The organism is Acinetobacter yuyunsongii (assembly GCF_041021915.1).
GTDB lineage: Bacteria > Pseudomonadota > Gammaproteobacteria > Pseudomonadales > Moraxellaceae > Acinetobacter.
Genome location: NZ_CP157435.1, coordinates 2,391,390 through 2,415,950 on the forward strand (window position 1 = coordinate 2,391,390; position 24,561 = coordinate 2,415,950).

The window sequence follows — 24,561 nt, forward strand, 5'->3', positions numbered from 1 at the left end:
AGGTTGCTATGCCTGATTCGAATATTCCAAAGGATGTTGCTAGCAGTCTCGCCAGTATTTTCACCAATATTAACTTCGAACGTTTAAGCGAAATCGTTGTTGCGATTATTTTAGCGTTTATTGGTTTTGTAATCGCAAGACTGGTATCGAATGCCTTTATTCGTACAATTGGAAATCGTTTTAATGCCCATCAACGCTTGCTATGGCGTAGAGGGATTTTTTATTTTATTTTCCTGTTATTTATTATGACTAGCTTAAGAGAGGCTGGATTTAAACTCAGCGTGTTCTTGGGTGCAGCAGGAATTCTGACCGTTGCTTTGGGTTTTGCATCACAGACATCGGCAACCAACTTGATCAGTGGTTTGTTCCTGATTGGTGAAGGGTCCTTTGAGGTGGGCGATACGATTCAGATTACCCTGATTCGGGGACAGACCATTGAGGGACAGGTCATTTCAATTGACCTGTTGTCGGTGAAACTGCTCACGCTGGATAATGTCTATATCCGCCTACCCAATGAGCAACTGATCCGAACCCCTGTGATGAACCTGTCCAAATACCCAATACGGCGCATTCCCATCACGCTGGCGATTAATTTCCATGAAGACATTATCAAAGTACGACAAGTACTTTTAGATGTTGCCGCTAAATATCCTTTGGTCATGGATGATCCGAAAGCAACCGTTACTGTAACAGCATTTAGGGAGTCATCGATTGAACTTCTCTTTGCGGTATGGTGTAGACAGGAAAATGCATTGAAAGTTCGCGATGAAATGCAAGAACGTGTACGCAATGGTTTCTTAGAAAATCAAATTGAGATTCCTGTACCTAAAATGGGTTTAATTGATCGCCCTTTACCATTAGAAGATGATGAGGTTGATCAATATGCACATCAGAAAGAACTGAAAACAGCAAAGAAAGAGAGATGATTAACCCTCTTTCTGATTTTCCTCAAGCGCAGGTGGTAGCGGTGCAAGATAGGCAATCACCAGCATGACCGCACCCGAACCAATAAATGAGATCACGCGTGTCAATGTACCGCTTTGCGATAAGTCCAGCAGTAATAATTTAGCTACCACAATACCCAACAACGCAGCACCCACAAACCAGATTTGGCGAATATGACGGCGACTGGAAAAAGTCATCAGGATAAATGCCAGAATCACCCATAATAAAGTCAGACTGAGTTGTACATCACCATTTGACCAAATGTCTAACCCCCACAATGGTGTACCCAGATAATGATGCATCGCACGAACCACCACGCTGCTCAACACCAATAAACTGACTAAAATAGTGATGACTTTAAAGCCCCATTCTATTGAATGCTCATCACTCAGCTTGTATCGATACACTATCCAGATCAGTCCGATAAAGATCAATAAAGAGAAAAGATCAGTAAGATTTAATAAAGGTAAGAAATAATATTGTTCAGCAGAATGTATATCTAAACTAATCAGGATTAACCAAACTAGGCTTAAACTAAGCACAGGTATTTGTTGTAGAAGTTGGGTATTTTTAGTGACTATTAAAAATATTCCATATAACACTGGAATAATCGCTAATCCGATCAATGGCATCATTGGGAAAATCGACAAACCAATGCTCGCCAAACTTAACCACAATAAGCTTGACCCTATAATAAGACTTTCCTTTGAAGTATTACTCTTCAAAGTGATTAGCATTAGAGCCAACACAACGGAAGCAACCGCAAAGCTGAGTTGATTTAACTTACTCGACCAATGCAACAGAACATAAACATTCTCTGCAAAACTTTCACCATAAAGCAGAAATAATAAACTCCCCAATAAGATCAGCTGTACATTGTCCCACTGTAATCTTGATGTAAAGCGAATGACTAGACTGAACGAAGCCAATAATAAAACTGCTATTGCTAAATATGGGCTCAGTCCATGTTGTTGCCACTGCATCAATTCAACGCCTGCAATCGCTCCTGCATACATCCCCAATGCTAAAAAAATTCCACTGAGCATTCGAGCACTAAAGTATTTTTCAACTTGTTGATAATTTAATAAATAGTAAGCTGAAATAAACTGAGCGATTGCATAGATGACTGTACTGAGTATCGGAAAGTGGTCATTTGACCAAACTTGGAAAATGAGTGCTACTGAACTTAACAGCACCAATACAACACCCACATAACGACTTAAACGATAACGTTCAGTTACCCCCCAGACAATTAATGCTGTTCCTTGAATCACCCAACCCGTTGAAGTCCAATGTGCCCCTTTAGCCAATGGAAAAATTAATGCCGTAAAAACCACTGCAAGAATAAAGAAACTTTTTGCCAAGATAGATAATTGTGGATGCCGACGTTTAATCCATAGATTTAATGCGATATACACAATAGCTAATGCAACAGCTCCCCAAGTTAATGCTTGAGTCGAGTTATGCATTAAATATGCATGCAAAGAAAAACCAAATACAGGAACACTAAAAATAAGCCCAACATCTAAGATAGGCTGTAGACGTTGACGACTTTGAGGAACTGTCTGATCGATGCTTCTTGTATCTTGAGTTTGTGTCCGTAACATTAGTTGGCTATAGCGAATGCTTAACCAAATAAATAAAGCAATATGCAGCCATAAGATCATATCCAAGGTGTCAAACTGATATGTTTTTGCATATATCCCAATCGTTACGCCACCAATAAACATGGTGGCAAAAAATGCGATTTGATGCAAAATTTTCCACGGCTGAATAAAATTAACCGCCGCAACAGCTAAATTAATTACAAAGTAATAGCCAAATAAGAAAATCACGTCAGGATGATTTTGTGGAATCACCAGTGGTGCAAGATATGCCATGCTCAAAGCTAACATCGCTAAATACAAGGCTTGCTGTTTTAAACTGAGATAGACCGTCGCTAATAATAGAATTACAAATAAAATACTCGCTGTGCTTAAGCTAGCAATCACGGCGAAATGATGCGAGAAAATCAAGGTCAAAAAAACGACTGCTAAACCCACGCCTTGTAAAGCTACAGCAAATAATTGGTTTTTCTTTTGTAGTAAATAACCTGCAATAGTCGTGATAACACCAGCAATAGCAATAAAACTCAGTTTTACCCCCAAGCTTAATTGCCAATGCTCGCTAGCAAAGCGTAACAGTAACACCACGCCAACCATTAATATTGCAACTGCAACGCGTAAAATGGGATTGCCATGCATCATCCAATCAAGTGCAGGTTGCCACCATGATACTGTTTGAGTTGTTGCTTGATGCTCAAAATCAACAGGTGACTGACTATTTTGATTTTGTATCGTCTGATAATCAACTTTCATCCACGCAGGATGTTGTTCAAAAACTGGTGTCTGAGTTTCTGTCTTCTTGGCTTCATCAAGATACCGTTCAATATTTTGGGCGTTGATCTTTTGCTGAGCTAAAGCCTCTATGTCAGTCTCTACATTTGCATATTGTTCTAAATGAATCAATCGAGTTTGAAATGCACTGATCGTTTGGATTAAACATAGCATGAATACCAATAATGCACCGCCAGCTAACCACATCCACGTATTGGCGTAAGCAAAAAGTGCCACGAGTGCCGCAGCATAAATAATAATTTTTTGCCCATTTATATTCACTGATTGTGCAAAAAAACTTGGCGCGGCCTGCTCTAGCTGGCGTAAGCGCTGATGAATTTCTGAAATAACGTGCACAATAACAACAGTTAATCCAATTGTTGCAGCAACAATCGCTCCATGCCATTGAAATGCAATTGCGCAAGCAAGCAGCACAGTCAAAGCAACTAAAACGATAATAATTCCCTGTTTATTTTTTTTATACATAGACTTAGATCAATTATGACAGCTTCATTTAAGTTATCTTACTTGATCACTTGATAAGCAGCCATTTTTACATACAAAATACTGCAATTATTTAATGCGACACAGTTTGCCACTGCTCTACAAGACAACAAGGACAGCTACTACTTTTTCACGTAAAATGGCATTTAGTTCATAATAAGGATTTGCATAATGCCACCTTTTGTCTTGGTTGACGGGTCTTATTTTTTATTTCGTGCTTTTCACGCTTTACCGCCATTAACAACCTCTACAGGTTTACACACCAATGCAATCCGTGGCGCAATTTCAGCAATTCAAAAGTTAATGCGTCGTACTCAGCCTACTCATATGGCTGTGATTTTTGATACACCAGAACCAACTTTTCGCCATAAATTATCACCCATTTATAAAGGTGATCGCCCAAGCATGCCTGAGGAATTATCTCAACAAATTCCCTATCTACATGCATTGATCAAAGCTCAAGGAATTCCTCTGTATAGTCTTCCGGGTGCGGAAGCCGATGATATCATTGGCACACTCACTAAACGTGCATTGGCTGAAGGTCACCATGTCTTGATCTCAACAGGTGACAAAGACATGGCACAATTGGTTAATGAACACGTTAAACTCGAAGATAGTTTTAAAGAACGCGTGTTAGATGAAGCTGGAGTATTAGAAAAATTTGGAGTACATCCACATCAAATTATTGATTATCTCACCCTAATGGGAGATGCTTCTGACGGTATTATGGGAGTGCCAGGTGTCGGCGCAAAAACTGCCGCAAAACTACTGACTGAATATGGTTCATTAAATAATATTATTGCCAATGTTGATCAACTGAAAGGCAAAATCAGCCAAAATATTAAAGACAATTTAGAGAATATTAAGATTGACCATCAACTGGCCAGTATTGTCTGTGATCTAGATTTAGCTTTAGATTGGCATGATTTAAAACTAAGCAATCCAAATGTAGATCAATTACGTGACCTCTATACAGAACTAGAATTCCGTAACCAATTACAATCTTTAGACCATCCCAACAATCCAAATAATTCGGCTTACCAACAAACATCTCAAAGTATTGTCAAAGCCGAACAGAAAGTTGAGCAAGTGATCACTGAGGATCATGCCAACCTTTCTAGTCAAGATGATCAACTCGGAACTGCAACCTATCACACGGTATTAACCCAAGATGCTTGGGATGCTTTATTTCAACGTATGCAGCATGCTGATCATTTTGCAATTGATACTGAAACTACAAATCTAGATTATCGTGTTGCCGAGTTAGTCGGCTTCTCAATCGCATTCGATGCTCATGATGCTTACTATATACCTGTTGCACATGACTATGAAGGTGCACCTGTTCAACTCAACCGTGAAACATTATTAGCTCAGATCAAACCAATTTTAGAAAATGAGCAAATCAAGAAAATTGGTCATCACTTAAAATATGATGCGCATATTTTTGCTAATCACGGTATCACGATTCAAGGCTGGTATTTCGATACCATGCTTGCCTCGTATGTACTCAATGCAGCGGCAACCCGTCATGGGATGGATGATGTAGCTCGTGTTTATCTCAGCCATTTGACCACCACTTTTGAACAAATCGCAGGTAAAGGCGTAAAGCAAAAGACCTTTAATCAGATTGAATTAGAAATAGCAGCACATTATGCTGCTGAAGATGCACATGTCACTTATCGTCTTTATGAAGTATTAAAAGCAAAACTTCAAAGCCATCCTGAACTTGTTCATATTCTACATAATATTGAAATGCCTGTAGCACGCGTGCTTACAGGTATGGAAGAAGATGGAATTAAACTGGATCATCAATTTTTGGATCAACTCAGTGTCGAGTTCTCTGAAACGATACAAACTTTAGAAAACCAAGCAACTGAATTAGCAGGTGAAGCCTTTAATATCGCATCACCTAAACAAGTGGGTGAAGTCCTATTTGATAAGCTTGGACTTAAAGGTGGTAAGAAAACTGCCACGGGTCAATACAGTACCAGTGAAAGTATTTTAGAGAAAATCGAACATCCTTTAGCTGAAGTTATTTTAGAACATCGTGGATTAGCAAAACTTAAAAACACCTATACTGATCGCTTGATCGAGCAATCACATGATGCAACGCATCGTGTACATACCAGTTATCACCAAGCACTCACGGCAACTGGGCGTTTATCTTCCACTGATCCAAATTTGCAAAATATTCCTATTCGTACACCAATTGGTCGTCAAATTCGTAAAGCCTTTATTGCACCTGAAGGTCGTGTGTTACTCGCAGCCGATTATTCACAAATTGAACTGCGTTTGATGGCACATTTTTCGCAAGATGATGCGTTAGTGCATGCTTTCCAACAAGGCCAAGATGTACACCGTCGTACTGCATCGGAAGTCTTGGGAATTGCGATTGAAGATGTCACTCATGATCAACGTCGACAAGCTAAAGCCGTTAACTTTGGTCTACTCTATGGAATGTCTGAGTTTGGTCTTACTCGTCAACTGGGCTTTACACGCGAAGAATCTCGTAGCTATATTGCACGCTATTTCCAACGCTATCCGGGCGTACTCGACTATATGGAACGTACCCGTCAGATTGCACGTGAACAAGGCTTTGTTGAAACCATTTTAGGTCGTCGTCTGTATACACCCGACATTATGGCAACCAATAAAATGATTAAACAGGCAGCCGAACGCGCAGCAATCAATGCACCATTGCAAGGAAGTGCTGCTGATATCATTAAACTTGCCATGATTGCAGTTGATAAAGTCCTACCAAAAGATCAGGCTAAGCTGTTATTACAAGTCCACGATGAATTGGTATTTGAAGCAGATGTCGCTATTGCAGATGAACTTTCAAAACAAATTGCTGAAGTGATGCAGTCTGTATTAGAAATTTCAGTGCCATTTGTGGTTGAAGTTGGGCAAGGTCTTAACTGGGATGCTGCTCACTAAAATAATGTAAATAAAAAAGGGACTGTATCAACTACAGTCCCTTTTTTATTTTGAAGCAGATTAAAGACCTGTTAAAAGAACTTTAGCCGCTTCATTCATTAAGATCTCAGCAATATATAAAGCTAAGAAAGCCAAAATTGGAGATAGGTCAATCATCCCCATATTCGGTAACAGACGACGAAATGGTGCAAGTAAAGGTTCTGCAAGCTCTTGAATCACTTCAATATAAGGTGATCGTGACTGCGTAAACATCACCACCCAACTCAAAATAATGGTTGCAAAAATCAAATAACGACAGAAACGAATTAAATCTTGGATCATCGTCACAAATGTCGTGATCACAAGATACACCGCACTATGTGGCATTTGTCCTGACAAATACATCAATCCAAAAATTTTCAGTAAGTACAATACCACCAACAAAGCAACTGCGGCTAAATTGACACGCCCTTTGCCTAGAGTAGGAAAAATACGGCTAAAAACGTCCACAATCTTGGTCGCTTTCACGGTTGAAAGAACCACAGGATTGTATGGACTGACTGCCGCTAATTGCATTAAAAAACGGAAAAAGATCAATAAAATTGCAACATTGATCAAAACACCAAAAATTAGCGCAGAACTTGCACCCATAATTGTCTTATCCTACTTAAACCGATTTAGTCTTGTCACTCAACTCTTGTGCAAGCTCTTGGCTACGCTTCTGAGCTGCTGCAAGCGCTGCTTGAATATTTTGTGAAATCTGCGCACGATCAAACACTTCTAAAGCTGCTTGTGTTGTACCATTTGGAGAAGTCACATTTTTACGTAATTCTGTTGGAGAATTTGAGCTAGTAATCGCCATTTGTGCCGCACCCAACGCTGTTTGCAGGGTCAATGCCGTCGCGACTTTCTCATCTAAGCCCAAGTTTTTACCTGCACGAATCATACTTTCCATCAAGTAAAAGAAATAGGCTGGACCAGAACCAGAAACTGCTGTTACTGCATCAATTTGCGCTTCATTGTCTACCCAAATGGTTAAACCTGTCGCAGCCAAAATTTGACTGGTTAATTCACGATCTTGAGCATTTACTGCTTCAGATGCATAAATACCATGCGCACCCGTTTGTACCAATGCTGGCGTGTTCGGCATGACACGAACAATACGCTGACTACCGCCAATTAAATCTGAAATCGTTTGAATTTCAGCACCCGCAATAATTGAGATCACGAGTTTATCTGACAATAAACCTTTTAATGGTTGTAATACCGTTGCCAAAACTTGGGGTTTGACCGCCAATACCACAACGTCCGCATTTTTAATTGCGTCCACATTATCTGTTGTGGTTTGAATATTTTTTTCTTCTAAGATGTGACGAATTTGTTCAACTGGATCAGAAACGGTAATGCGGGTCGTCGGTAAACCACGAGAAAGTAGCCCACCAATCAAGGCTTGCGCCATGTTACCACCACCAATAAAACAAATATTTTGATTCAATGTTGTCGCCATGTCCTACTCATCATATGAAAAAGACTGCTGAAAAAAGTCATTGCAGTCAGAAATTAAACTTGGTTGCCAACCGCCCTGCTCTAAATAATCAGATTGCGCCAACCAAAAACCCTTTGGGCTAAAAACCCCAAGCATAACATTATCTACGACCAATATTTGAATTGTATGACGTAACCAAGGCAAAATCTGTGCATCTTGAATGGCTTTTTTCAGTGGCCAATGTCCAACTCGACCATAGAGATGAATTTTTTCCCCCCCTAGGCGTTTCAGCAGCTTTAACTCTCGCCCTAAAAGCTGGGATGAAAATCCAATCGCTTGAGATTCGATTTTAAACGTTCCAGCCGCAACTTTGATCGTTTCACCCATCTCATATCGCTCTAATAATGCAGGCAGAATGGTAGATTGTTTTTCTGCATATAATTGGTTGTGAGTTAAACGATATAATTTTTTCTGATAGCGAACAAAATAGTGTTGATTGATATGTAAAATTGCCTGAGCATCTGGTTTTGCCAGAATAACCTCTTGTTGTAAGCGTTGTACCATATCATAGCTTGGGCGATATTGATCCTTACCTTTTATCCAAGCAGACAGCAATTGACGTTGTCGTGCATCAGATAACTCCAACAGACAAGTTAAATCCAGCTCATTCTCAGTTGCATATAATTTCCAATCACTTTGCAGCACATCATCTAAAATTTCTGCGGCATCTTGCATCAGATAACTCGTTCTTGATACAGCTGACTGCATTTTAGGGAAGCGATTTTCTAATACAGGCCATAACTCTTCTCGACACCATGCCCGATCATAGTGCGTATCGTGATTGGTGAGATCAGTCACATAATCAAAACCCAGTTGCTGTGACCATTGCTCAATTTGCTCACGACTCAGATCTAAAAATGGTCGCCAAATGGTTATATCTTGCCGAACATCAATTTGCTGCATCGCGGCCAAACCATTGACACCTGCACCAGAAAATAATCGTAATAACAGCGTTTCCGCTTGATCCTGCTGATGATGCCCAAGTACTAAAATGTCATTCTCAGTTAAATGTCTATGATAAGCTTGATAGCGCGCATCTCGTGCTTGTTGCTCTAGATTACCTGACTCAACTGAGACTTTTTGCAAAATACAAGGAATCTTTAGCGCATCAGCGTGCTTTTGTACTAAATTGCCCCATTCTTCACTCATCGATTGAAGTTGATGATCAATATATATCGCGCGGGTTCGGGTGGGGAAAAGTTCAGACATCAGATACAGCAACAGCATGGAATCCATGCCGCCGCTGCACCCAATTAAGAATTGAGTTTGTTTAGAAAAATGCTGGGTTTGTGCTAAGACGCGATGCCTAAATTGCTGCTGCCAAACTTCATTAAACGTTGATAACGTGCATCGCATCGTTCTTGTGCATCCATCGGTTGCAATTCATTTAAGGCTTGTTTTAACACATCTTTCAAATCATGCATGACTTTTTCAGGTTGTAAGTGAGCACCCTCACCCTCATCCACCACATACTCAACAATACCTAAAGCTTTCAGCTTGTCGGCAGTTAATGCGAGCGCTTCACTGGCTTGTGCAGCTTTGTCTGCAGTTTTCCATAAAATCGAAGCACAACCCTCAGGTGAAATGACTGAGTAAATACTATGCGATAGCATAATCACACGGTCAGCGACACCAATACCAAGTGCCCCACCAGAACCACCTTCACCAAGTACAGTCGCAATTACAGGTACTTTTAAACTAGAAAGCTGCGCTAAACTTGTTGCAATCGCTTCTGCTTGACCACGCTCTTCGGCACCTACACCAGGATAAGCTCCCATGGTATCGACAAAAGTAAATACTGGAAGATTAAAACGTTCAGCCATATCAAGTAAACGCTGTGATTTACGATAACCTTCTGGATTACACATACCGAAGTTATGTTGTAATTTTTCACGCGTACTGCGACCACGATGTTGACCAACCACCATCACGGGCTGCCCATCGAAACGAGCTAAACCGCCAATCATAGCACCATCGTCACCATATAAACGGTCACCATGAAGAGCATCAAATTCAGTAAAGATTTCACTGACATAATCTAGAAATTGCGGACGTTCAGGATGTCGTGCAATTTGAACCGTAGCCCAAGACTTGGACTGAGTCGCTTTATTTTTCATAAGTCGTAGATAATCCCTAACAAGGATATATTGTTAATCAACAAAATTGTCTGACTGAATATTTAACTCAATGTCCCAATGTTTAAATTGCACTTGCTCATCATGCAAGTCTGCAACCAATAAAGGCCATTGTTTAGCATCACCAGAAACGCTGAGTTGCCATTGTTGATCATTTCCAACACTCAGTTCAATGGCAGGAAGCATCTGATCACTACGACTATGGTTCAGCAAAACAGCGAGACGAAGCAACAAGCAGAGATACAATAAATGACTACCACCAACTTTTAGAACGTCATTTTTTGCATCTGCACGTAACTTACGACGATGATGTGAAACTAAATGAGATAGATGATTTTGATCAATTTGTGAAAAACCGGGAATATCGGAGTGCTGTAATAAATATGCACCATGACGATGGTAGCCACCATGGCTAATTGCTAAACCGATTTCATGCAAATAAGCTGCACGACGCAGTAAGTCACTGTCTTCAGTCGTTAAATTTAAAGCATCCGCGACGCCATCAAATAACTGTTGTGCTGTATTTACGACACGTTCCGCTTGCTTTGGGTCTGCATTATAACGTCCCATTAAGGCTTGCACACTTCGGTCACGTATATCTTCATGTTTGAAGCGACCAAGTAAGTCATACATCACGCCTTCACGTAAAGCACCATCAGAATATGCCAATTTATCAAGCTCTAAAACTTCAAAAATGGCATATAAAATCGCAAGACCTGCTGGCAAAACTGCTCGTCGATCTTCACGTAGACCTTCAAAATCAATTTCAGAAATATGTTTAAATTTGAGCAAACGATCTTTTAACTTATATAAACCTTCACGAGTTAAATTTTCTTGTTCATCGCTCAAACCAAGATTTACAGTAATTTGACGACAAGCTTTGATTGTTCCACTTGAGCCAACAACAGTATCCCAACCTTCTGCTTTATAGGTATTTGCAATCGCAGAAAGTTCTTTACGCGCTGCGACAACAGCTTTATCAAAAGCCTTGCTTGAAATCTCACCATCAGCAAAATAAGCTTTACTGTAAGCGACACAACCCATTTGCAAAGATTCAGTGTGTAGCGGTTCAAACTCTTCGCCAATGATGAACTCTGTTGAACCACCACCAATATCAATCACTAAACGTCGACCACCATTGGCCATCGTGTGTGAAACGCCTAAATAAATCAGACGTGCTTCTTCACGTCCAGCAATAATCTCAATGGGTTTTGGTAAAATTTCAGCTGCTTTTTGAATAAATTCATGACCATTTTTTGCTTGTCTTAAAGCATTTGTCGCCACAATTCTTAGACGATTTGCTTGAACAGAGCTTAAACGACCTACAAAACGAGCCAAACACGCAAGTCCACGCTGTTGCGCAGCTTCAGTTAAATTTTTATTTTCATCTAGCCCAGCTGCTAATTGTACTTTTTCTGACATTGAAGCAACTTTTTTCACTTCACCGTGATCAACACGAGCAATCGCCAAGTGGAAACTATTCGACCCCATATCAATTGCAGCAAGTAACTCTTCATCAATCAGAAAATCAGACATTATTCATATAAACCTATGCTCAATTCACGCATTAGAGTAATTCACACGCCAATAATTTTAAAGTCATTTTAAGCAATAATAGGTGCGTATTTTCGCTTTTAAGCTATAAATGATTGTAGAAGCCGATAATCAACATCGTGAGCATCCATTAGACTTTTCATTTTGAAACTTGAATAATCACAACAAACCCTTACATTGAGTAAAGTAGCAATGTAATATTCATGCTGATGATGAACGAATTTGCACTTTATTTATTAAATTTGGAGTAACCTTATGTCTGCGACTATTGTTAATACAACTGATGAAAACTTCCAAGCAGATGTTTTAGATGCTGAAACTCCTGTACTTGTTGACTTCTGGGCTGGCTGGTGTGCACCATGTAAAGCCATTGCACCGGTGCTAGAAGACCTTTCAAATGAATATGCAGGGAAAGTCAAAATCGTTAAAGTTGACGTGACTGCATGTGAAGACACTGCTGTGAAGTACAACATTCGTAACATTCCAGCATTATTAATGTTTAAAAATGGCGAAGTTGTTGCGCAACAAGTCGGTGCAGCACCTCGTTCTAAACTTGCGGCATTTATTGATCAAAATATCTAATGAGATTTTGACCGTATAAGTAAGAGAAATACGTCTAAATTAAGCGACGTATTTCTCAGTAAAAATTGACAAATTTCTTAGTTTCGCTTATATTCTTGGATCAAGAAGCTTTGAATGGAATCTACTTCATCGCGTTTCTTACAAGACACAAACATAAGATCGCCGCTCGGCAATAATAATTGTTTTCACATTTCTCTCTGAAACAATGAACCAGACTACTGAATTGTGGTTGTGTAACTATACAATTACATCAGCATGTATGTATGCGGTCGATTTTTTTATTCTTTCCAAACACTCCTCCACTTATTCCATTCTGTCTGACCACTTATGAACTTAACTGAACTCAAGAAAAAACCCATTGGCGAACTCATTAAAATTGCGGAGTTTATGGGCCTTGAAGGCATGGCACGTAACCGTAAACAAGATATTATTTTTGCCATTTTAAAACGCCATGCCATGAATGGCGAAGAAATTTTTGGTGATGGTGTTCTCGAAATTCTTTCAGATGGTTTTGGCTTTTTACGCTCTGCTGCTGGTTCATATTTAGCAGGACCAGATGATATCTATGTCAGCCCATCACAAATCCGTCGTTTTAACTTACGTACGGGTGATACCATTACTGGTACTATTCGTCCACCAAAAGAAGGCGAACGTTACTTTGCATTACTCAAAGTTAATCAAATTAACTATGACACACCTGAGAACTCGCGTAATAAAATTTTATTCGAGAACTTAACGCCTCTCTTCCCAACAGAACAACTGATTATGGAATTGGGCAATGGTACAACTGAAGACCTCACTGCCCGTGTAGTTGATCTGGTGGCACCGATTGGTAAAGGTCAACGTTCTATTATTGTTGCACCGCCTAAAGCGGGTAAAACAATGCTATTACAAAACATTGCTCAATCCATTGTGCGTAATAATCCTGAAGTGTTCTTAATCGTACTTTTGATTGACGAACGTCCTGAAGAAGTTACAGAAATGGAACGTACTGTTCGCGGTGAAGTTGTGGCATCAACATTTGATGAAGCACCTGCTCGCCATGTTCAGGTTGCAGAAATGGTGATTGAGAAAGCAAAACGTTTAGTTGAGCATAAAAAAGACGTTGTGATTTTACTTGACTCAATTACTCGTCTTGCCCGCGCCTACAACACTGTGATTCCATCATCAGGTAAGGTATTAACCGGTGGTGTGGATGCTCATGCATTAGAACGCCCTAAACGTTTCTTCGGTGCTGCGCGTAACATCGAAGAAGGTGGTTCTCTAACCATCATTTCAACTGCTTTGATCGAAACAGGCAGTAAAATGGATGATGTAATTTACGAAGAATTTAAAGGTACAGGTAACCAAGAAATTACGCTGGATCGCCGTATCGCAGAGAAACGAGTATTCCCTGCAATGAATATCAAAAAATCTGGAACTCGTCGTGAAGAGCGCCTAATGAGCGAAGAAAATCTACGTAAAGTTTGGATTTTACGCAAATTGCTTCACCCTATGGATGAACTTGCTGCAATGGAATTCTTATTAGATCGTATGAAGGAAACCAAAACTAATGATGACTTCTTTGATCAAATGAAACGTAAAGCGGCTAACTAATCGCTATACTCCATTAAAAAACAGCCACCTTTTATGGTGGCTATTTTAATTCGGTTGACACCGTTACATATTATTTACACATTATTTAAAAACTCCACACAAAAATTAAGCTATTGTTTTTTATAAAAAATAACAAAACAAAACGTCTAAAACAATAAATATCCGATTTAAATTAAACTTTTCATAGTTATTTTCTATCAAAAATTAGCCAATTTTTGTCATTTTTTGTCGTTTTGTTGGACAAGGATGTAGTAATTCATGATTTGCTTTGATAGGATAGCAGCAGACCAGTTAGACTGCTCCCTGCGATGTTACCTAAAGCATTTAGGAATAATAAAAGCACATACAGACTAACTCAGGTTTTTTTTAATCTCACAATTTTATGAGAGTGATGCCATGTTATTCAAAAAATTCGCTGTTGCTGCTGCTATTGCTACTACTTTAGCTTTCGTTGGTTGCTCTAAGAAAGAAGAAGCTCCTGCTGCTGATGCTAACGCTGCTGCGTCTGAAGCTGTAGCTGCTGCTTCTGAAGCTACTACTGCTGCTGAAGCTGCTGCTTCTGACGTTGCTGCTGCTGCTTCTGACGTTGCTGCTGCTGCTTCTGACGTTGCTGCTTCTGAAGCTGCTCCAGCTTCTGCTGCTCAATAATCTAATATTTTTAGATTATCAAAAAGAGAACCATTATAGGTTCTCTTTTTTTACGCCTAGATTTTTAATCAAATAAAAATATCACTATAAAAAAGCAGATCAATCGATCTGCTCATTTCCAACGCGCTGTCTAAATTTTTGACCCGCTCTAAACGTAACCACTCGGCGGGCAGAAATCGGGATTTCTTCACCCGTTTTTGGATTGCGTCCTGGACGCTCACGTTTATCACGTAATTCAAAATTACCGAAACCAGAAAGTTTGACTTGTTCACCCGCAATTAATGCTTGGCTGATCTCATCAAAAAACAACTCAACCATCTGTTTTGCTTCACGGCGATTTAAGCTAGTAAGCTCACTTAAATGGTCCGCCATCTCTGCTTTTGTTAATGCTGTCATGAGGCCCTCAATGTCGCTTGGTAAGTGTCTTCCAACACTTGAATAATGTTATCCATACCAGATTTAATTTCAGCATCTTCAAGCGTACGTGCTGGATGTTGCCACAACACTGCAAAAGCTAAAGAGCGCTTGCCTTGTTCAACCCCTTGACCCGTATACACATCGAACAACCATGTTGAGTCGAGTAACTCACCACCAGTCTGCTCAATTAAGCGCTGAATATCTCTAACCTCAATATTATCAGAGATTAAAAGCGCAATATCACGTCTAACCGATGGAAAACGTGATAATTCTGTAAAATTAGATACATAAGATTGCAAAACAGCCTGCTGATCCAGTTCTGCCACCCATGTTGTGCCCAAATCGAGTTCATTTTCCAGTGACGGGTGTAAACGCCCCAAGTAACCAATCGACTGTCCATCCACCACAATTTCCGCAGATTGACCTGGATGCAGCCATGCACGCTCAGTACGAACAAATTCAGCCTTTACACGCCCCGCAGCCAGAATTTCTTCCACCTCACCCTTGAAATCAAAGAAATCCATTACCTGTGGTTTTGCATGCCAAGATTCTGGTACACGTGAACCAACCGCAATCAAGGCCAGAGTCGGAATCTGTTTCAGGTCATGAATACTTTGTGCATTTTGATAATCAAAACGTAAGCCCAGTTCGAAGAAACGGACACGCTGCTGCTGACGGTTTAAATTGTACTGGACACAAGGAATCAGGCTGGATAACAAAGTACTACGCATTGCAGCCAAGTCACTTGAAATTGGGTTGGCAAGCATTAATGGCTGTACGTTTGAATTCAATTGCTTCTCAAGTTTTGCATCGGCAAAGCTAAAACTAATCGCTTCTTGGTAACCCAAAGCTGCAATAGTTTGACGTAATTGGGCGATTTCAAAACGATCTTGATATTTCTCCAATGTCACATCAATTTTTGGCAAACTGATCTGAATATTGTCATAGCCGTGAATACGTGCAACTTCTTCAATCAAGTCTTGATAAATTGCCATATCATAGCGATGTGATGGTGGAACTACGCTCCACTCACCGTCAGCTTTGCTTTCAACCACACACCCCAACCGTGTTAACGCATCCGTAATAAAATCGCCAGCAACTTGATAACCCAACAACTGGTCTACTTGCGCTTGTTGTAATGTAATCGCTTCACGTTTCGGCAATAAAGCCTCTTGCTCAGCAACCGTAATTGGACCAAATTCTCCACCAGCAAAGGCTTGAATCAGCTCAGAAGCACGGTGCATAGCAATCATCGGCAATTCAAAGTCAACGCCACGTTCGTAGCGCTGTGATGAGTCAGTATGCAAACCGAAACGACGAGCACGCCCTGCAATAGCTAAAGGTGCAAAGAACGCACTTTCAAGGAAAATGTCTTGAGTCTCATCAGTTACCGATGAATCCAGCCCGCCCATAATGCCTGCAATTGCCAATACTTTCTGATCATCTGCAATAACCATGATGTCATCTTGCAGTTCAACTTCTTGATCATTGAGCAAAGTCAGTTTTTCTTGCAGCTGCGCTTGGCGCACTTGAATCGAACCTTCGATTTTTGCCAAATCAAAGGCATGCATCGGTTGACCAAGCTCGAGTAATACATAGTTAGTAATATCCACCAAAATACTATGCGTACGAATGCCTGAGCGTGCCAATGCCTGTTCCATCCATTCCGGTGTCGGCGCTTTGACATTGACATTTTTGATAATACGACCCAAATAACGTGGTGTACCTTCCGTGCTAATCGTTACTGCTTTCTCATCTGTGATTGTTGCAGGTACAGACTGGATCTCAGGCTCATTCATCTTTAACTGATTGATCACTGCGATTTCACGGGCAATCCCGCGGATACTAAAGCAGTCACCACGGTTTGGTGTGATACTGATATCAATGACATTGTCATCAAGCTTTAAATATTCACGAATATTCATCCCCACTGGTGCATCAGCAGGCAACTCTAACAAACCATCAATTTTGTCTTCTAAATCAATTTCAGAAGCACCACAGAGCATACCTTGTGATTCAACACCACGGAGCTTGCCTTTTTTAATTTTGAAATCACCTGGCAATACTGCACCGATCATTGCAACAGGAGCTTTCATGCCCACACGAACATTTGGCGCACCACAGACAATCTGTAAGGCTTCACCTGATCCAATATTCACTGTTGTGACACGTAAACGATCCGCATCTGGATGTTGTTCAACCGTAAGGACTTCACCAACAACCACACCAGTAAACGGTTTTGCAACAGGTGCTAACTCATCAACTTCTAAACCCAACATGGTCAATTGATCAGACAATGTATCGCTATCAATTGCTGGATTTACCCAGCTGCGTAACCAATTTTCACTAATTTTCATTTGTATAAACCTTCTTTAATCCTGAAAAACTGTTTAGGCAAATTGGCGTAAGAAACGCACGTCATTTTGGTAGAACATACGCAAATCATTGATGCCATAGCGCAACATCGCAAAACGTTCTACTCCTAGACCAAAGGCAAAGCCTTTGTATTTATCAGGATCAATTCCTGCGGCACGCAATACATTTGGATGTACCATGCCACAGCCTAAAACTTCTAACCAACGACCACGTTCATCCATAATATCCACTTCTGCACTTGGCTCTGTAAATGGAAAGTAAGATGGACGGAAACGTACTTTTAAATCTTTTTCAAAGAACTCATTGAGTAGGTTAATCAATAAACCTTTTAACTCAGCAAAGCTGGTATTTTCAGCAACGTACAAACCTTCGATCTGATGGAACATTGGCGAATGGGTTTGATCTGAGTCACAACGATAAACACGGCCAGGACACACGATACGAATTGGCGGCTGACTGGTTTCCATGGTTCGAATTTGCACGCCCGAAGTATGGGTACGAAGCAAATGGGTTGCATCAAAGTAGAAAGTGTCATGCATCGCACGGGCTGGGTGATGTCCCGGAATATTTAAGGCTTCAAAGTTGTGATAATCATCTTCAACTTCTGGACCATGTGCTACTTGGAAACCTGCTTTAGTAAAGAATTGGCAAATACGCTCTTGTACTTGAGTAACAGGATGAATACTTCCCATGCGCTGACCGCGGCCCGGTAAAGTAATATCAATGGTTTCACTTGCTAATTTTTTTGCAAGTTCAGCTTGTTGTAATATCTGTTGACGCTCAGTCAAAGCCGTATTGATTGCTTCACGCACAGCGTGAATCGCAGCACCTTGTACTTTTCGCTCTTCAGGATCCATTTTTCCAAGTGCTTTCGACTGCTCTGCGAGCTGGCTTTTCTTCCCTGTAAATTGCACACGAACTTGATCGAGTGCAGCAAGGTCTTGAGCCGCTGCAATGGCAGCAAGCGCTTCAGTGGTCAGGGCTTCCAGTGACATAGTAACTCTCAAAGCAACAAAATATAGAAATATAATAAAACGCTATAGTTTATCAGCTTTTTACCAGTTTGATGAAAATAAACAGCGGTTTAAATAGCGTACTTTTGAAAATATAGATGCAAAAATATAACAACAAGATACCTAAGCAGATCAACTAAAATTTCTGAAAAATTACTCAACAATTGAATAAAATGTATAAGATACCGATATCGTCAATGAGAAAGAATAACGATGGCGCTTGATCAAATCTGGAAACAACAGCTTACACTAGTGACTTATGGCAATGAATATTTAGAAGGAAATCTCAATTTTAGCCGTTGGGTTGAACATCCGATTTTCAATCAAAATCGACTGATTTTTAGAGACTTACTCTCTCAACACCTGTTGGCACAACATTTCCAGATTTGGCTTGAAGGCTTAAAAAAACAAGGTGTTAAAAAACTCAGCCTACATTTATCTAGCGTACTGAATGATGAGCAAAATCCAAATGCTAACGTAGAGCTGCTTCCCTTTGCGCATTTTATTGTGAGCCATCAAGGCAATAAAAAAACCGCATGGATCTGTGGCCATGAACTGGCTGAATGGGATAACAGTGATCAAGCCTTTGATGCGCCGGCATCTCAACAAACAATACTCCGCCAAGAAGTATTTTGGCGTTATGAGTTGAATGATAAATTCGCTAAAAAAATTGATGCTGACTTACAGAAGGTAAATTGGAATCAGGTTGCCATTGTCTTGGAGAAAGAACTGTTCGATAGTAAATATGCTGAACATTTTCCAGAGCCAGAACAACAAGATTTGCCTTTTTATGGTTATGAAGCTGATCTTACACATCTTTCTAGCAAACAATTAGCATTGATTCCAACAGATTATCCAGCGGATTGTGCACATCGATTATTACATCGCACACAAGCATTAACTGATTATTTAGAACAACAAAGAAAGCATCCTTATACGACTACAGGTGAGTTATTTAGCCCTGAAGAACAGATCAATCTCCGTAATTTTTCACAAAAAACGGATGACTTATTTGCCAAGCTGATTGTAAAAACCGCAAATCACTACCAAACGGCTCAACTTACGGCAGAAGAACCTGAAATCATTGACCGAACCATGGAAATTCCACATCAGATTGATAAGTCCCACCATCATAAAGTAGGTGCGTCTGGCGTGATTAAATTGATTATATTAACCGTGATTATTTGTCTGGTTGCTTACTATTTTGGGCTTTAAAATGAACAATTTAACTTTTGACAAATCCCTAAGGAAATTTACATGAAAAATACTCTATGGATTATTTCAATTATAGCTATATCCATTTCGTCTACATATGGAATGGGAAAATGGACATTAGAAAACAGAGTTGATAATTTGTTTTTAGGTTATTGATCAATAAAAAAGACCGCTAAAAAGCGGCCTTCTTTGAATCTCTAAGCTTATGCAGCTAATGCGCCTTTAGCTTTTTCAGCTAAAGCAGCAAATGCAACTGCATCATGCATAGCGATATCAGCTAATACGCGACGGTCGATGATCACTTGAGCTTTTTTCAAGCCATCGATCATACGGCTGTAAGACAAACCGTTAAGACGAGCACCAGCATTGATACGCGCAATCCATAAAGCACGGAATTGACGTTTCTTTTGACGGCGGTCACGGTAAGCATATTGACCAGCTTTGATTACCGCTTGGAACGCTACGCGGTAAACGCGTGAACGAGCACCATAGTAACCTTTAGCGCGAGCAAGAATTTTTTTGTGACGGCGATGAGCCTGTACACCACGTTTTACACGAGCCATTTATAATCTCCTTAGATGTATGGGCACATAGCACGAACTGATGCAACGTCACTTACGTGAACCATTACACAACCGCGCAATTGACGGATACGCTTAGCAGATTTTTTGGTCAAAATGTGGCGCTTGAATGCTTGTTTGCGCTTGAAACCGTTTGCAGTCGCTTTAAAGCGTTTAGCTGCACCACGGCGAGTTTTTAACTTAGCCATAGTAACCTCTTTTGGGCACCTGTTCGGCTCGTTTGCACTATTGCAAATCGACCTGCAGGTAAGGAAGGCAGTATCATATAGCATCTGCCTTTAAAACAAAAGTAAAATGCTCATTTTTTAATAGCAACTACTTTATTTTTCTCAAACGTTATTTTCCATAATTAATTCTCAAATTATGAGAAAAATCCACAAAATCAGCGCCTATAATAGAATAAAATTATTAAATCTTTATTCTTATGAATATTCAGAATGATGCATTCGCCACGTTACGGTATCGAGATTTCTCTATTGTGACCTTGAATCAACTTTGCTTAACACTGGCAATTTTAATTCAGGAAATTATCGTTGCTTATTCACTCTATCAAATCACTCGTGATCCCCTAACCTTGGGTTTTATTGGTTTGGCTGAAGCAATCCCATTTATCACGCTTTCTTTATGGGGTGGTTATTTTGCAGATAAACTGAATAAACAAAGCATTATGAAGGTCTGTTTATTCTTTTCCATTCCTTTACCTTTGGTTCTTTGGGGCTTATTCCATTTCCATGGCTTAGAAAAAATTGGTATTAGCACACTTTCTTGGGGCATTTATGCTGTCATATTTGCCTTAGGTACTATTCGGGGTTTTTACAATCCATCAGCAACCTCACTCAAACCCTTTTTAATTCCACGCGAGCTATATGCAAATGGTGCCACTTGGACCACGATCGGCTGGCAAAGTGGTGTTATTATTGGGCCAATGTTGAGTGGTTTTATGTTGGCATTTCTGGGACGTGAAACGAGCCTTTTTGCAGTATCAACATTATTGGCAATCTGCTTTATTTTGATTAATTGCTTACAGAAACGAACATTCCCCAAAATGGAAACTGAGAATGTCTTACAAAGCCTGACTGATGGTTTCCGCTTTATTTGGAAAACCAAAATTGTTTTATGGGCAATCTCACTAGACTTGGTATCGGTACTCTTTGGTGGTGTGATTGCTCTGTTGCCCATTTTTGCCGAAGAAATCTTAAAGGTCGGCCCTGAAGGTTTAGGTTATCTACGCGCCGGCCCTTCGATCGGCGCACTGATTACTATGATTGTCCTGACCAAATTCCCACCAATGCACCACGCTTGGCGGAATATGTTATTGGCTGTCGCTGGCTTTGGTATTTTTACCATTCTGTTTGCCTTTTCAAACAATATATGGCTATCACTATTTGCCTTAGCCATGACTGGTGCTTGTGACAGTGTTTCTGTCGTAGTTCGTCAAACTGTGCTACAAATTTTCCCACCTGAAAATATGCGAGGTCGAGTGGCTGCGGTAAATGGAATGTTCGTTTCATCGAGTAATGAACTCGGGGCTTTTGAATCAGGTCTGGCAGCCAAGTATCTCGGAACAATCACCGCGACCATATTTGGTGGTTGTATGACGCTTGCAGTTGTAATTTACTGTTGGTTGAAAACCAGCGATTTATTTAAAGTCGATATTACTAAAGGTACTGATCATTAAAAGTTTTGGGAAAGTCAAACTTTCCCTTTTTTCAAAAGACTCCAACATATAACACATACATTGTTAAATAACGCCCACCTTTGGCGATGGTGACAATCAATAAAAATCGCCAAAAATTTTCTTTCATCAATCCTGCAATCAAGGTGATCGGATCACCAATCACAGGTGTCCAACTCAGTAGCAGCGAATAAAAACCATATTTATGATAAATCTGTTGAGCCTGCTCTAAACGCCGTCCAGAAACAGGAAACCATTTTTTATCTTTAAAATGTTCAATTTTCAGTCCTAACCACCAGTTCACACATGAACCCAAGACATTTCCAATGGTTGCAACCAAGATCAGATAAAGAGGATTGGAAAGCCCTTGTATCATTAAGGTTATTAATACTACTTCCGACTGTAAAGGTAATAATGTCGCAGCCCCAAAAGCAGATATAAACAACAACCAATAACTCATGAGGCAAACTTAAACATGGTAAAATATTAGACTTGGATCGATAAAGCTTTTTGTATCGCAGAACGCGCCGTTAAGCGTTCAATATAGTCTTGCACATATGGATAATCTTCAAGCTGAATGCCTTGCCATTCATAACGCAATGCCCAAGGCAAGATTGCCATATCGGCAATTGAATACTCACCCGCCACGAACTTCTGACCAATCAATTGCTTATTTAAAACAGTGTAAAGGCGCTTAGTCTCATTGATATAACGATCAATTGCATAAGGAATACGTTCAGGTGCAAATTTATTAAAATGATGATTTTGCCCTAGCATTGGACCAAACCCACCCATTTGCCACATTAACCATTGTTCCACCTCAACCCGTTCTTGCTCATCAGTCGGATAAAATAGACCTGTTTTTCGACCTAAATATTGCAAAATCGCACCTGATTCAAATACAGAAATCGGTTCACCTCGCGGTCCATTTTGATCAACAATCGCTGGAATTTTATTATTTGGCGAAATACGTAAAAAATCAGGTTGAAATTGATCATTTTCCAAAATATTAATTGGAAAAATTTGATAATCCAAGCCCATTTCCTCAAGTGCAATGGTTATTTTATGTCCATTGGGTGTTCCCCAATAATAAAGATCAATCATTTTAAAATTATTCTCCATACACCGTAGATGGTGGCTCTTTACACACCTTAATAGATTTAAAAAGAAACAACAAGTTCTGCGAATTAAAAATAATTTTTTATAATTATCAATTATATATAAAATTTATTTAAAAAAATAGATCTTTAACTTGAATTTTTTAAACCCAAACATATATTAATTATTGTGTTAGAAATGACGATTTTTAACATTCTGTCGATGTTTATACATGGCAGGTTTAAGTTTTATCTTCTTATTTTTAAAACTTTGCTGACCTCAGGAGGTTCTAATCATGAGTAATCTAAATCTTCATCCTTTATTTCGTCGTAGCATTGGATTTGACCGTTTAAATGATTTTATTGACTACGCCATGCAAAGTGATACACCCAATTACCCTCCATATAACATAGAGAAATCTGGTGAAAACCGTTATCGCATTGTGGTGGCTACCGCAGGTTTTAGCCTAGAGGAATTAGGACTGAGTCTAGAAAATCAGCTTCTTACCATTTCAGGTAAACCTGAGGTTGTTCAGACAGAAACAACTGAATATCTGCATAAAGGAATCGCGCGTCGTGCCTTTAAATTGTCTTTACGCTTAGATGAACATATTGAAGTTCAACAAGCTGATTATGAGAATGGTTTATTGGTCATTGAGTTGGAACGAATCATACCAGAAGAGAAACTTCCATGCGAAATCCCAATTGGTAAGAAAAAACTTTTACTTGATCAGCCTGATTCTACAGAAAAAACTGTAAGTACTCAGTAATTATGCTTTAAATCAAAAAAGCCCTGCTATTCGAGCAGGGCTTTTTTGATGATTGGATGATTACTTTTTCTTTTTAGGACCAAGTAACATGCCCATCTGACGACCTTCCATCTTCGGCGCTTGTTCGACTACGCCAAACTCAGCAACGTCAGCTTCAATTTTTTGCAATTGAGCCAAACCAAGCTGTTGATGTGCCATCTCACGACCACGGAAACGCAAAGTAATTTTCACCTTATTTCCTTCTTCAAGGAAACGTAAAATTGCACGCAATTTTACTTGGTAATCACCTACGTCCGTTGCAGGACGTAACTTGATTTCTTTCACTTGCACTTGATGCTGTTTTTTCTTCGCATCTTTTTGCTTTTGCTTTAAGTCAAATAAGTGCTTGTTGTAGTCCATGATTTTACAAACAGGCGGTTCTGCATTAGCAACAATCTCAACAAGGTCAAGATTAGCTTCTTCAGCAGCACGTAATGCTTCAGTTAATGAAACAACACCTTTTTGTTCTCCATCTGCAGCGACGAGACGTACTTCTTTCGCACGGATCTCTTCGTTAATTGCAGGACGGTTACTTTTAGCACCTTGTTGCTGGTTACGGTCAGGCTGTTTAATCTTT

At 39.8% G+C, this 24,561-nt stretch carries 22 protein-coding genes; 8 read left to right on the forward strand and 14 right to left on the reverse strand.

The window, feature by feature from the left end; genetic code table 11:
• Nucleotides 1-8 precede the first annotated feature (8 nt).
• Nucleotides 9-926, forward strand: a complete 918-nt coding sequence (locus tag ABLB98_RS11450) for a mechanosensitive ion channel family protein (protein ID WP_348883061.1) — start codon at nt 9-11, stop codon at nt 924-926.
• On the opposite strand, the gene ABLB98_RS11455 is transcribed toward ABLB98_RS11450, so the two are convergent.
• The gene (locus ABLB98_RS11455) at nt 927-3,806 is read right to left on the reverse strand and encodes a DUF2339 domain-containing protein (protein WP_348883062.1); all 2,880 of its coding nucleotides are present in this window, start codon (nt 3,804-3,806) and stop codon (nt 927-929) included.
• 189 nt (nt 3,807-3,995) lie between these two features.
• Here ABLB98_RS11455 and polA point away from each other — a divergent pair, with 189 nt between their 5' ends.
• Nucleotides 3,996-6,761 carry a DNA polymerase I gene (gene polA / locus ABLB98_RS11460; protein WP_348883063.1) on the forward strand — a complete coding sequence of 922 codons (2,766 nt, stop codon included), beginning with the start codon at nt 3,996-3,998 and terminating at the stop codon, nt 6,759-6,761.
• A gap of 60 nt (nt 6,762-6,821) precedes the next feature.
• Here the strand turns inward: polA and ABLB98_RS11465 are convergent, their stop codons facing one another.
• The 5 genes from ABLB98_RS11465 to ppx are packed head-to-tail and all read right to left on the reverse strand — an operon-like array spanning nt 6,822 to nt 11,957.
• Nucleotides 6,822-7,391 (reverse strand): YggT family protein, encoded by a 570-nt coding sequence (locus tag ABLB98_RS11465; RefSeq protein WP_005164419.1) that lies wholly within the window; start codon nt 7,389-7,391, stop codon nt 6,822-6,824.
• A gap of 16 nt (nt 7,392-7,407) precedes the next feature.
• On the reverse strand, nt 7,408-8,247 hold the full coding sequence (gene proC / locus ABLB98_RS11470) for a pyrroline-5-carboxylate reductase (RefSeq protein ID WP_005164417.1): 840 nt from the start codon (nt 8,245-8,247) through the stop codon (nt 7,408-7,410).
• A gap of 3 nt (nt 8,248-8,250) precedes the next feature.
• On the reverse strand, nt 8,251-9,522 hold the full coding sequence (tilS, locus tag ABLB98_RS11475) for a tRNA lysidine(34) synthetase TilS (RefSeq protein ID WP_369028938.1): 1,272 nt from the start codon (nt 9,520-9,522) through the stop codon (nt 8,251-8,253).
• A 56-nt stretch (nt 9,523-9,578) separates the two neighbouring features.
• Nucleotides 9,579-10,403 (reverse strand): acetyl-CoA carboxylase carboxyltransferase subunit alpha, encoded by an 825-nt coding sequence (locus tag ABLB98_RS11480; RefSeq protein WP_005164406.1) that lies wholly within the window; start codon nt 10,401-10,403, stop codon nt 9,579-9,581.
• Between the two features lie 33 nt (nt 10,404-10,436).
• Nucleotides 10,437-11,957 carry an exopolyphosphatase gene (gene ppx, locus ABLB98_RS11485; protein ID WP_005214561.1) on the reverse strand — a complete coding sequence of 507 codons (1,521 nt, stop codon included), beginning with the start codon at nt 11,955-11,957 and terminating at the stop codon, nt 10,437-10,439.
• A 273-nt stretch (nt 11,958-12,230) separates the two neighbouring features.
• On the opposite strand from ppx, the gene trxA reads away from it, so the two are divergent.
• From trxA to ABLB98_RS11500, 3 genes are all read left to right on the forward strand, one after another.
• Nucleotides 12,231-12,557 (forward strand): thioredoxin, encoded by a 327-nt coding sequence (gene trxA, locus ABLB98_RS11490; protein ID WP_004675702.1) that lies wholly within the window; start codon nt 12,231-12,233, stop codon nt 12,555-12,557.
• Between the two features lie 327 nt (nt 12,558-12,884).
• Nucleotides 12,885-14,153: a transcription termination factor Rho gene (rho, locus tag ABLB98_RS11495; RefSeq protein WP_348883065.1), complete on the forward strand. Its 1,269-nt coding sequence runs from the start codon at nt 12,885-12,887 to the stop codon at nt 14,151-14,153.
• A gap of 396 nt (nt 14,154-14,549) precedes the next feature.
• Nucleotides 14,550-14,801 carry a hypothetical protein gene (locus tag ABLB98_RS11500; protein ID WP_005164397.1) on the forward strand — a complete coding sequence of 84 codons (252 nt, stop codon included), beginning with the start codon at nt 14,550-14,552 and terminating at the stop codon, nt 14,799-14,801.
• A 99-nt stretch (nt 14,802-14,900) separates the two neighbouring features.
• Here ABLB98_RS11500 and ABLB98_RS11505 read toward each other — a convergent pair whose 3' ends face one another.
• From ABLB98_RS11505 to pheS, 3 genes are read right to left on the reverse strand one after another with little or no spacing between them, the layout of a single operon-like run.
• Complete coding sequence (locus ABLB98_RS11505) at nt 14,901-15,197, reverse strand: integration host factor subunit alpha (RefSeq protein ID WP_004664224.1); 297 nt, start codon at nt 15,195-15,197, stop codon at nt 14,901-14,903.
• Nucleotides 15,194-17,575 carry a phenylalanine--tRNA ligase subunit beta gene (pheT, locus tag ABLB98_RS11510; protein ID WP_348883066.1) on the reverse strand — a complete coding sequence of 794 codons (2,382 nt, stop codon included), beginning with the start codon at nt 17,573-17,575 and terminating at the stop codon, nt 15,194-15,196. Before pheT ends, ABLB98_RS11505 begins: the two co-directional genes overlap by 4 nt.
• A gap of 33 nt (nt 17,576-17,608) precedes the next feature.
• Complete coding sequence (gene pheS, locus ABLB98_RS11515) at nt 17,609-18,589, reverse strand: phenylalanine--tRNA ligase subunit alpha (RefSeq protein WP_348883067.1); 981 nt, start codon at nt 18,587-18,589, stop codon at nt 17,609-17,611.
• A 231-nt stretch (nt 18,590-18,820) separates the two neighbouring features.
• Here pheS and ABLB98_RS11520 point away from each other — a divergent pair, with 231 nt between their 5' ends.
• Nucleotides 18,821-19,822, forward strand: a complete 1,002-nt coding sequence (locus ABLB98_RS11520) for a hypothetical protein (RefSeq protein ID WP_348883068.1) — start codon at nt 18,821-18,823, stop codon at nt 19,820-19,822.
• Nucleotides 19,823-20,025: 203 nt separating this feature from the next.
• On the opposite strand, the gene rplT is transcribed toward ABLB98_RS11520, so the two are convergent.
• Together rplT and rpmI are read right to left on the reverse strand one after the other, a co-directional pair.
• Nucleotides 20,026-20,385 carry a 50S ribosomal protein L20 gene (gene rplT, locus ABLB98_RS11525; protein ID WP_004675688.1) on the reverse strand — a complete coding sequence of 120 codons (360 nt, stop codon included), beginning with the start codon at nt 20,383-20,385 and terminating at the stop codon, nt 20,026-20,028.
• Between the two features lie 11 nt (nt 20,386-20,396).
• On the reverse strand, nt 20,397-20,591 hold the full coding sequence (gene rpmI / locus ABLB98_RS11530) for a 50S ribosomal protein L35 (RefSeq protein WP_004637967.1): 195 nt from the start codon (nt 20,589-20,591) through the stop codon (nt 20,397-20,399).
• A gap of 236 nt (nt 20,592-20,827) precedes the next feature.
• On the opposite strand from rpmI, the gene ABLB98_RS11535 reads away from it, so the two are divergent.
• Complete coding sequence (locus tag ABLB98_RS11535; RefSeq protein WP_348883070.1) at nt 20,828-22,081, forward strand: MFS transporter; 1,254 nt, start codon at nt 20,828-20,830, stop codon at nt 22,079-22,081.
• A gap of 31 nt (nt 22,082-22,112) precedes the next feature.
• On the opposite strand, the gene ABLB98_RS11540 is transcribed toward ABLB98_RS11535, so the two are convergent.
• Together ABLB98_RS11540 and ABLB98_RS11545 are read right to left on the reverse strand one after the other, a co-directional pair.
• Entirely contained in the window at nt 22,113-22,538 is a 426-nt protein-coding gene (locus tag ABLB98_RS11540) for a YqaA family protein (protein WP_348883071.1), read from the reverse strand.
• A gap of 26 nt (nt 22,539-22,564) precedes the next feature.
• A complete protein-coding gene (locus tag ABLB98_RS11545; RefSeq protein ID WP_087545619.1) occupies nt 22,565-23,182 on the reverse strand; it encodes a glutathione S-transferase N-terminal domain-containing protein in 618 nt (205 codons plus the stop codon).
• A 289-nt stretch (nt 23,183-23,471) separates the two neighbouring features.
• Here ABLB98_RS11545 and ABLB98_RS11550 point away from each other — a divergent pair, with 289 nt between their 5' ends.
• Nucleotides 23,472-23,945, forward strand: coding sequence for an Hsp20 family protein (locus ABLB98_RS11550; protein ID WP_348883072.1), 474 nt, complete (start codon nt 23,472-23,474; stop codon nt 23,943-23,945).
• Nucleotides 23,946-24,005: 60 nt separating this feature from the next.
• On the opposite strand, the gene infC is transcribed toward ABLB98_RS11550, so the two are convergent.
• Nucleotides 24,006-24,557 carry a translation initiation factor IF-3 gene (gene infC, locus ABLB98_RS11555; protein WP_081399795.1) on the reverse strand — a complete coding sequence of 184 codons (552 nt, stop codon included), beginning with the start codon at nt 24,555-24,557 and terminating at the stop codon, nt 24,006-24,008.
• Nucleotides 24,558-24,561 lie beyond the last annotated feature (4 nt).